Annotated in this window: 13 protein-coding genes; 6 read left to right on the top strand and 7 right to left on the bottom strand. The window is 60.1% G+C overall.

The window, feature by feature from the left end; translation table 11 throughout:
* Window positions 1–127: 127 nt before the first annotated feature.
* The 4 genes from ACRESH_RS21800 to ACRESH_RS21785 all read right to left on the bottom strand — a co-directional run bounded on the left by ACRESH_RS21800 (window position 128) and on the right by ACRESH_RS21785 (window position 2,806).
* Window positions 128–1,207, bottom strand: coding sequence for a DUF1615 domain-containing protein (locus tag ACRESH_RS21800; RefSeq protein ID WP_431743922.1), 1,080 nt, complete (start codon window positions 1,205–1,207; stop codon window positions 128–130).
* Window positions 1,208–1,230: 23 nt separating this feature from the next.
* Window positions 1,231–1,782 carry a hydrolase gene (locus ACRESH_RS21795; protein ID WP_431743921.1) on the bottom strand — a complete coding sequence of 184 codons (552 nt, stop codon included), beginning with the start codon at window positions 1,780–1,782 and terminating at the stop codon, window positions 1,231–1,233.
* Window positions 1,783–1,851: 69 nt separating this feature from the next.
* The gene (locus tag ACRESH_RS21790) at window positions 1,852–2,571 is read right to left on the bottom strand and encodes a thioesterase II family protein (protein ID WP_431743920.1); all 720 of its coding nucleotides are present in this window, start codon (window positions 2,569–2,571) and stop codon (window positions 1,852–1,854) included.
* Window positions 2,572–2,581: 10 nt separating this feature from the next.
* Entirely contained in the window at window positions 2,582–2,806 is a 225-nt protein-coding gene (locus tag ACRESH_RS21785; protein WP_403052648.1) for an MbtH family protein, read from the bottom strand.
* A gap of 198 nt (window positions 2,807–3,004) precedes the next feature.
* On the opposite strand from ACRESH_RS21785, the gene ACRESH_RS21780 reads away from it, so the two are divergent.
* Window positions 3,005–3,559 (top strand): UPF0149 family protein, encoded by a 555-nt coding sequence (locus ACRESH_RS21780; protein ID WP_431743919.1) that lies wholly within the window; start codon window positions 3,005–3,007, stop codon window positions 3,557–3,559.
* A gap of 53 nt (window positions 3,560–3,612) precedes the next feature.
* On the opposite strand, the gene ACRESH_RS21775 is transcribed toward ACRESH_RS21780, so the two are convergent.
* On the bottom strand, window positions 3,613–4,221 hold the full coding sequence (locus ACRESH_RS21775) for an NAD(P)H-dependent oxidoreductase (RefSeq protein WP_431743918.1): 609 nt from the start codon (window positions 4,219–4,221) through the stop codon (window positions 3,613–3,615).
* Between the two features lie 91 nt (window positions 4,222–4,312).
* On the opposite strand from ACRESH_RS21775, the gene ACRESH_RS21770 reads away from it, so the two are divergent.
* Window positions 4,313–4,966, top strand: coding sequence for a TetR/AcrR family transcriptional regulator (locus tag ACRESH_RS21770; protein ID WP_431743917.1), 654 nt, complete (start codon window positions 4,313–4,315; stop codon window positions 4,964–4,966).
* A gap of 119 nt (window positions 4,967–5,085) precedes the next feature.
* Here the strand turns inward: ACRESH_RS21770 and ACRESH_RS21765 are convergent, their stop codons facing one another.
* Together ACRESH_RS21765 and merR are read right to left on the bottom strand one after the other, a co-directional pair.
* Entirely contained in the window at window positions 5,086–5,340 is a 255-nt protein-coding gene (locus ACRESH_RS21765) for a hypothetical protein (RefSeq protein ID WP_431743916.1), read from the bottom strand.
* Window positions 5,341–5,536: 196 nt separating this feature from the next.
* Window positions 5,537–5,935 carry an Hg(II)-responsive transcriptional regulator gene (gene merR, locus ACRESH_RS21760; RefSeq protein WP_431743915.1) on the bottom strand — a complete coding sequence of 133 codons (399 nt, stop codon included), beginning with the start codon at window positions 5,933–5,935 and terminating at the stop codon, window positions 5,537–5,539.
* 76 nt (window positions 5,936–6,011) lie between these two features.
* Here merR and ACRESH_RS21755 point away from each other — a divergent pair, with 76 nt between their 5' ends.
* From ACRESH_RS21755 to ACRESH_RS21740, 4 genes are all read left to right on the top strand, one after another.
* Complete coding sequence (locus ACRESH_RS21755; protein ID WP_431743914.1) at window positions 6,012–6,359, top strand: mercuric transporter MerT family protein; 348 nt, start codon at window positions 6,012–6,014, stop codon at window positions 6,357–6,359.
* A 12-nt stretch (window positions 6,360–6,371) separates the two neighbouring features.
* Window positions 6,372–6,647 (top strand): mercury resistance system periplasmic binding protein MerP, encoded by a 276-nt coding sequence (gene merP / locus ACRESH_RS21750; RefSeq protein ID WP_431743913.1) that lies wholly within the window; start codon window positions 6,372–6,374, stop codon window positions 6,645–6,647.
* 7 nt (window positions 6,648–6,654) lie between these two features.
* Window positions 6,655–6,873, top strand: a complete 219-nt coding sequence (locus ACRESH_RS21745; RefSeq protein ID WP_431743912.1) for a GDCCVxC domain-containing (seleno)protein — start codon at window positions 6,655–6,657, stop codon at window positions 6,871–6,873.
* A 363-nt stretch (window positions 6,874–7,236) separates the two neighbouring features.
* Window positions 7,237–7,542 (top strand): hypothetical protein, encoded by a 306-nt coding sequence (locus ACRESH_RS21740; protein WP_431743911.1) that lies wholly within the window; start codon window positions 7,237–7,239, stop codon window positions 7,540–7,542.
* The last annotated feature ends 56 nt before the right edge of the window (window positions 7,543–7,598 follow it).

Here is a 7,598-nt window from a genome sequence, read left to right as displayed (position 1 = left end):
GGCTGGCCCTACCGGGCCAGCCGCCTTTTGCTTTTCAAAATGTCAGCGCCGCTGCAGACCTGAAGCCATGCACTTCATGTTTGCTGCGCGACAGCGCAGCCCGGAGGGCTGGGTGATCTCCCACAGGTCAGCGCTTCATGCAGCGCTGATAGCGCTCATCCACCCGATTGGCAAACCAGGCGGTGGTCAGTTTGCGAGTGATCTTCGGGCTTTTCAATTCGATCCCCGGCAACTGCGCTCGCGGCAACTGTTTGCCGGCCTTGCCTTCAGCCAGCGCATAGACGCCGCTGTACAACCGGGTCTGTTCAAAGTCCAGGTTGTCGCCCTTCTCCAATTGATCGCGAATGCTCGGGTTGCGCAGGCCAAGCTGCTCACCCAAGCGCCGTGCGGCCTTCTCGGTGGTGCCCGGCAGAATCGCCCCCGGCGCGATCAGGTCGCCATCCAGGGCCAGCTTAACGCCGCTGGCGCGACTCAAGGCACTCTGGAACGCCGCATTGCGGCTGGCATACCAACCGGCGTTGAAGTCGGCAAACCGGTACACCTGGCGCTCATAGTGGCTGGGGTAGCCAAGCAGGTGGGCGATACCGAAGTACATCCCGCCACGCCGACTGAACACTTCCTGGCGAATCGTCCCGGCATGGCGGTAGGGATAGTCGCGGGCATTGCGCTCGGCAAAGGCAATGCTGACCTGCATCGGCCCACCGGTACGTACCGGGTTCAAGTCCCCCAACAAGGTGCGGCCCAAAGGCAGGCTGCCGATTAGGTCATCGAAAATCGCACTGAGCTGCTTCTCACTGCGCACGGCGTCGAGCCGTTCACTGTAGGTTCTACCGTTGGGTGAACGCGTGTGCAGCGCTCCATTGACCAGTAATTGCGGGATATGCAGGCTGGCGGCGCGGCGGTCGATTTCCTGGCGGGCGATACGGCCCAAGCCAGGCACCTGTGGATCGGACTGGAAAGTCGACTCCTGTTCGGTCACCGCCAGCACTGCACACAGGTTGGAGCGGCTGGGGCTGATCTTCTGCGTGGTGAAGGCGGTCTGGATGTCCCTGGCCCAGCCTTCACGGTCCTTGGTGGCGGCAGGCAGCAAGCGCAGGATCTGCGCGCGCACCTTGGCAGGATCCGCCTCAGGTTCTTCGCGCTGGGTGACGCAGCCCTGCGCCGTCAACAACACGGCAACGGTAAACACTAGACCTCGAACGTGCATGCAGTACCCTCGCCTCTTGCCGCTCAGGGCTGCTCGCCGACCATGTAGGTCTTGCTGATGTGGCGGAACTGTTCGTGAGCCGAGCTTTCCATCAGTTCGAACACGACCATCTCGCGGCTGACGATCTGTGCACCGGCGTCACGCATCCGCGCAATGCCCGCTGCCTGGTTGTGGGCGCCGCGACAGTCACAGGCATCCTCGACCACGAACACCTGCTTACCCAGCGCGCGCAGGCCGAGCACGGTTTGCAGCACGCAGATATGGGTTTCCATGCCGCAGACAATCACCTGTTCGCGGGCGAGCAAGGATGCCGGCAGGCACTGGGCAGCCACGCAGGAAAAATGCAGTTTCTCCACCACCTGGGCATCCGGCGAGGCCTCTTTAAGGGCAGCAACGGTCGGGCCGAGACCCTTGGGGTATTGCTCGGAAATCACCGTGGGCAGCCCCAGTTCGGCAGTGGCTGCCAGCAGCCAGCGGGTCCGGGCCAGCGTCCCGGCCGGGTCGCTGACCGCACCAATGAGCTTTTCCTGCACGTCGATGACCAGCAAGCTGGCCCGGTTCGGCTTGATCAACATCCCTTGCACCTGCGTCGTATTTGAGCCACTAAGGCTCGCCCGGCGCTGGTCGCTACGTCAATGCCTGGATTAAGCTGACAACCGATGAGGCTCCAGCGCGGCGCTGAGCACACCCAGCACCCGGTCTTCATGTTCATGGATGAAGAAGTGGCCACCGGGGAAGGTCTGCAGGGAAAAATCACCCAAGGTCTCCCGACGCCAGGCCAGCAACTGCGCCTCACTGGCGCGGTCATCTTCGCCGCCCAGCACATGCAGCGGGCAATGCAGCGGTGGGCGCTGGCGGTAGGTGTAACGGCCACACAGGAGAAAATCGGCGCGCAGCACCGGCAAGGTCAGGCTCATCAGCTCCTGGTTGGCCAGCACCTCCTCCGGCGTACCCTGCAGCTTGCGTAACTCCTCGATCAACACTGCATCGCTTTTCGGCTCGTGCCAGTTGCTGCCGTCGTAATCTTCACGCCGGGTCGGTGCTGCCGTGCCACAGGCAAACAACGCCACCGGCGACGGGCAGCCCAGGCCCTGCAGCTCATGGGCCAGTTCGAAGGCCAACAAGGCACCCAGGCTGTGACCAAGCAAGGCATAGGGTTGGCTGGCGGCCAGGCGCTGCTCACTGGCCAGTTGCCGGGCCAGGGCCTGCATGTCGGTTTGCACCGGCTCACCCATGCGCGCACCGCGCCCGGGCAACTCCACTGGGCGCAGGTTCAGCCAGGCCGGCAGCTTGCGCCGCCAGCGGCTGTAGACCATGGCACTGGCACCGGAATACGGCAGGCACAGCAAGTTCAGGGACGACACCGGCGGCCCCTTACTGCGCCGCAGCGGCTTCGGCCATCTTCTGACGCAGGCTCAGGGGGCGCATATCGGTCCAGACTTCATCGATGTAGGCCAGGCACTCCTTTTTCAGGCCGCTCTTGCCGACAGTACGCCAGCCGGCCGGCACGGCCTTGTAGTCGGGCCAGATGGAATACTGTTCTTCGTGGTTGACCACTACCTGGAACACGATGTCGTCGCGGTCGAATACGGATGTCATTGCCTGTCTCCTGGATTGAATGGGCCCGCCGCGCAGCTGGTGTACGGTGGCTACCAAGAGAACGAACTAGCCTGGCAAGAAATTAGTGTGGTGAACGGCTTGGCCACTGCTTGTATCGCGATCCAGACTGGAAAAAATCGTCGCAAAGGGCCATCCTCCTTCGCCTTTTTCACGCTCACCTCGCCAAGGAATCTCTTTATGCAAGTCCAACCTCTCAGCCCCAGCGAGTTCGAGTTCATCGAAGACACCCTGCTCAAATACGGCGACGATCACTCCGTACTTAACCCGTCCGAGCTCGACGGTTACTTCGCTGCGCTGGTGTCGAGCCCCGCACAGGTGGACATCGCCGAGTGGTTCCCGGCCATCTGGGGTGGGCACAGCCCGCAATGGCAAAAGCCTGAAGAATGCCGGCGTTTCATCGACCTCTGCGTGCGCCACCTCAACACCCTGGCGAGCCAACTGGCCACCGAGCCACAGGCGTTCAAGGCGCGCTTCGAGCAAACCGAACACCGCGGCCAGCCGCTGACCCTGACCGAAGAGTGGTGCTTTGGCTATGCGCGCGGCGTCGCCGTCGGTAATTGGCCGCAACTGCCTGAGGCGTTGACCAGCCGACTGCAGGTGATCACCGACTGCGCCGAGCAGGACAACTACGAACTGCCGGTGGATCTGGATGTGGTCCTGCATCGTCAGCGGGTAGCGGCGATCGAGCCGGCTGCGCGGGCCTTGCATGATTACTGGGTTAGTCTGCGCTGAGGCTATACAACCCCTCGCAGGGCAAGTCGAGTCGTGTTGAAATCTGCTGCCGCTCATGATGCCGGATTGCGCATCGCTGCGCAGATTTCGTGCCCAAGCTGCTCACCCGCTTGCAGCACCTTGGCCGAGTCAGCGGCTTCACTGTCCAATAGCAGTTTCGAGGTCAACACCTGAGCCCCGCAGTAATCGAAGATGCCATGATCGATCTGCGCCTTCATTGCCGCTGAATAGCCATGCCGGGTGTAAGTCGCCGTATCGGCACCACCGATACCTACCAAGTGAACGCTCAAGTGCGACAGCTTTTTGATCAAGGCGCTTTGCGGGCTGAAGTCGAAGGCCCAGCCGTTCGAGAACACCCGATCTATCCATCCCTTCAAAAGCGCGGGCATCGCCCACCAGTAGACCGGGTACACCAGCACCAGGGCATCGGCACGCTCGATTCTGGCTTGCTCCACCCGCACATCGGCAGAGGGCAAGGCTTTTCGGCGGTGCACGCTCAGGTCACCCGGGGTGAAGCGAGGGTCAAAGCCTTCCTGCGCGAGGTCGGCTACCTCGAACGTGTGCTGTTGGCCTGCCATGTTGATGCCTCTAACTATTTGCGACGCGACGGCATGAGTCAGCGACTCAGGCTCTGGATGAGCGACAACGATAAGGGTGTGCATGTGGTGATCTCCTGGACAGATTGAACAGCAAGGCTGGCAGCTATATACTTTTGGTAAGTTACACCTATCAAGTTACTAATGGTATATAGCAATGTCAATCACCGAGCTGGACAACAGAGACGGGCGGCCCAAGCCGCGCCGCCGGCTTGCAAGAGAGGAACGGCTGCGCCAATTGCTGGACGTGGCCTGGCAACTGGTGAGCGATGAAGGCACCGAAGCGCTTACGCTCGGCAGGCTTGCGGAGCAGGCTGGGGTGACTAAACCGGTGGTCTATGACCATTTTGTAACCCGTTCGGGATTGCTCGCTGCGCTGTACAAGGACTTTGATCAACGCCAGACATCAATCATGGATGCCGCCGTTCAGGCCAGCGAGCCGACGCTGTCGAGCAGGGCCACGGTCATCGCTTCGTCTTATGTCGACTGTGTACTGCGTCAAGGCCGGGAGATCCCCGGTGTGATTGCGGCGTTGGCCAGCACGCCAGAACTGGAAAAAACCAAACGCGAATATGAAGCGGTGTTCCTGAACAAATGCCACGCGCTATTTTTGCCGTTCGTGGGCACCGGCGAACTGAAGTTGGCCAGCCTGCACGCGATGCTGGGCGCTGCCGAAGCGCTTTCAGGGGCAGCATCCAACGGTGAGATTACGGCCGAGCAGGCCAAAGATGAGTTGTTGGCGGTGATCGTTGCGATGGTTACCAGGAACGCGCGGGGGCAATTGCCTGATCAAACTTTCGAGCACACGTGAAGCTGATAGCGAGGATGAGGCGATGGAACGTCGAGTACCGCCAATCAAGCAGCATCGTATCGCTTGCTCACTGCCCTGCGGGAGGGGCAGCTTTGGGTCGAGGGCGCCCGGTTCCAGCGTTACACCCCAAGCGACAGTGCACCGCAGTGCATCAGGGTGGTGCACAGAATCATCTGGGCGGCCATGAATCCCAAGGCTGCTCCCAGAAAGCTAATGCCCGCGACGATCCACGGCAAGCTTGCTTTCACGCGGTACCTCAACAACCACGCCGACACACCTGCGCCAACCAACATGCCAGGCACGGAGAATACGTGCCCGAGTGCAAAAAGAGCCGCAGTGTGGTCCAGGCTGGCCATGATTTTCATGTAGATCAACAGCGTAGCCACCGCTGCGGCTGTCGCTCCGGTCAGAAACAGGGCCGGCGCTCGCAAGATCAAGCCAAGTAGGCAAGATCATCTCTACGGCCGACTGTCATTCCCTAGCCTCGCTTTCAGCTTCGTGCTTGCTGAAATAGGGTAGATGACGGGAACGTTTTTGCTCTGTGAGTCCGTTATGCCCTGCAACCAGGTATCACTCCCCGTCCAGTACATCGATGATAGGGCAAGCGGCCCCGCCGTCGCCTCCATCGCACTTCTGCACTAGCCCGCCTAGCACCTGCCGCATTGCGGCAAGGTCGGCCATCTTTTGCTCGATCAGGGCCAGCTTGTGCACGGCCAGTGCCCGAGTCTCGCTACAAGTGCAGGCCGCATCAAGTGTCAGCAGCGTGCCCACCTCATCCAGCGTGAACCCCAGCGCCTGCGCCCTCTTGATGAAGCGCAGCCGTTTGACCTGCTCCGGTAGATAGCGCCGATGACCGCCGAGCGGCTTTGGCGGTTCATCCAGCAAGCCGCGTCGCTGGTAATAGCGAATAGTCTCGATGTTCACCCCGGCCGCTTGCGCCAACTTGCCGATACTCAGCCCTGTCGCCATCACACGCCCCTTGATTCTGTACCCAGGTACGGAGTGTAGAGTAACTCTAGGTTAGATAGGTTCAATGGAGAAGACGATGGCTCAACAAATCGGCAAAGGCTCGCTGATCGCGGGCGCATTGGCCGCTATTAGTGCGTCGGTGTGTTGCGTCGGGCCACTCGCACTGTTGGCGCTCGGCGTCAGCGGTACATGGGTCGGCAGCCTGACGGTGATGCAAGCATACCGGCCTTTGTTCATCGGCCTGACGCTGCTGTTTCTCGGGCTGGCGTTGCACAAGCTCTACCTGGCGCCACAGGTCTGCGCAACAGACACGACCTGCGCCAATGCACGCACGATTACACGTCAGCGGATCGTGTTCTGGGTCGTCACTGGGCTACTGCTCGGTCTGCTGGCCGTTCCGTGGCTGGCCCCGCTGTTCTATTAAAGGAGCCCCACCATGCGCAAACTGCTAATCGCCGCACTCGCCGGCCTGTCCCTCGCCGCACTGGCGGCTCCAGTAAAAACCGTCAGGCTGGACGTTCAGAACATGACCTGTCCGGTCTGTTCGATCACGGTCAAAAGATCGCTGGAACAGTTGCCCGGCGTAAGTACCGTCAAGCTCGATTTCGCCGAGAAGATGGCCATCGTCACCTATGACCCCGATAAAGCCGATCCTGAGGCATTGACCAAGGCGACGACGAATGCGGGGTATCCCTCCACCGTACACAAGTGAGGCAGCCATGAGCGCCATCATCCTCGAATCCGTGTTGACCTGCCCGCATTGCGGCTTCGCCAAGCAGGAAGCCATGCCCACGGACGCCTGCCAGTTCTTCTACGAGTGTGGCGGCTGCAAGACCCTGCTACACCCGAATCCCGGTGACTGCTGTGTGTTCTGTTCGTTTGGCTCGGTGAAGTGCCCGCCAGTCCAGGAGCAGCGCGGTTGCTGTGGTCCGGCTTGACCTATGATTACCCGTTCTATTAGACGCCCCTAAAGCGCCTCAACTGATGCGCTGACTTAGCCATTGAACAATGGGAACAGATTTACTTTCGATAGTCTGACCGTCAGCCAAAAGCGGTCATTCTCAGAAATCGAAAGTCATAGGAGGGCCGCACAACCGCAGCCCTCTAACCTGCAATCTTTCCTTTCCGACGATTAGCACGCTGTTTCTTCTCGTTAAAGGAGAAACCGGCCGCAGATCGTTGTCGTATCGCCTGCAAGCGCACCGTTACGATCAAAACGCCGATACGGTGGACTACGGGAAGGCTTGGCCTGTCGCGTAGTGTCTTTCTATTACAGAGGTAGTGAGATGAGTATGAGACCCATGCTTGGTATGTGGGTGGTGGCTGCGATTGGCTCAGTCATGTTGACGCCAGCGTCAGCGGATCACCGGCGAGGCGGATACGAGAGTGGCGAGTGGAAGGACGAGTACAGGGACGGGCCATGCAAAGTAAAGATCGAATCCAAAGACGATGAATACAAGGAAGAGATCAAATGCCCAAATGGCCGCGGCGCCAGTTGGCGTCGCGGCGAGTGGAAAGACGAATTCTGGGAGCATGGTTGCAAGGTCAAGATCGAAGCCAAGCGAGATGAGTACAAAAAAGAGGTCAAGTGTGATGGCGATGATTGATCCAATCCAGTTTAGCTTTTGACGTGTACCACGCTATAAACGGCTCTGGAAGGACG

It is taken from the genome of Pseudomonas sp. (genome assembly GCF_050739775.1).
Lineage (GTDB): Bacteria > Pseudomonadota > Gammaproteobacteria > Pseudomonadales > Pseudomonadaceae > Aquipseudomonas.
The sequence above is the reverse complement of the archived record's forward strand: the minus strand, read 5'-3'. Positions and strand labels throughout refer to the sequence as shown.

Excerpts from the sequence above, each read along its gene's own strand:
- ACRESH_RS21800 (WP_431743922.1), bottom strand. The coding sequence starts at position 1,207 with ATGCACGTTCGAGGTCTAGTGTTTACCGTTGCCGTGTTGTTGACGGCG.
- ACRESH_RS21795 (WP_431743921.1), bottom strand. The coding sequence starts at position 1,782 with ATGTTGATCAAGCCGAACCGGGCCAGCTTGCTGGTCATCGACGTGCAG.
- ACRESH_RS21785 (WP_403052648.1), bottom strand. The coding sequence starts at position 2,806 with ATGACATCCGTATTCGACCGCGACGACATCGTGTTCCAGGTAGTGGTC.
- ACRESH_RS21780 (WP_431743919.1), top strand. The coding sequence starts at position 3,005 with ATGCAAGTCCAACCTCTCAGCCCCAGCGAGTTCGAGTTCATCGAAGAC.
- ACRESH_RS21775 (WP_431743918.1), bottom strand. The coding sequence starts at position 4,221 with ATGCACACCCTTATCGTTGTCGCTCATCCAGAGCCTGAGTCGCTGACT.
- ACRESH_RS21770 (WP_431743917.1), top strand. The coding sequence starts at position 4,313 with ATGTCAATCACCGAGCTGGACAACAGAGACGGGCGGCCCAAGCCGCGC.
- merR (WP_431743915.1), bottom strand. The coding sequence starts at position 5,935 with ATGGCGACAGGGCTGAGTATCGGCAAGTTGGCGCAAGCGGCCGGGGTG.
- ACRESH_RS21755 (WP_431743914.1), top strand. The coding sequence starts at position 6,012 with ATGGCTCAACAAATCGGCAAAGGCTCGCTGATCGCGGGCGCATTGGCC.
- merP (WP_431743913.1), top strand. The coding sequence starts at position 6,372 with ATGCGCAAACTGCTAATCGCCGCACTCGCCGGCCTGTCCCTCGCCGCA.
- ACRESH_RS21745 (WP_431743912.1), top strand. The coding sequence starts at position 6,655 with ATGAGCGCCATCATCCTCGAATCCGTGTTGACCTGCCCGCATTGCGGC.
- ACRESH_RS21740 (WP_431743911.1), top strand. The coding sequence starts at position 7,237 with ATGCTTGGTATGTGGGTGGTGGCTGCGATTGGCTCAGTCATGTTGACG.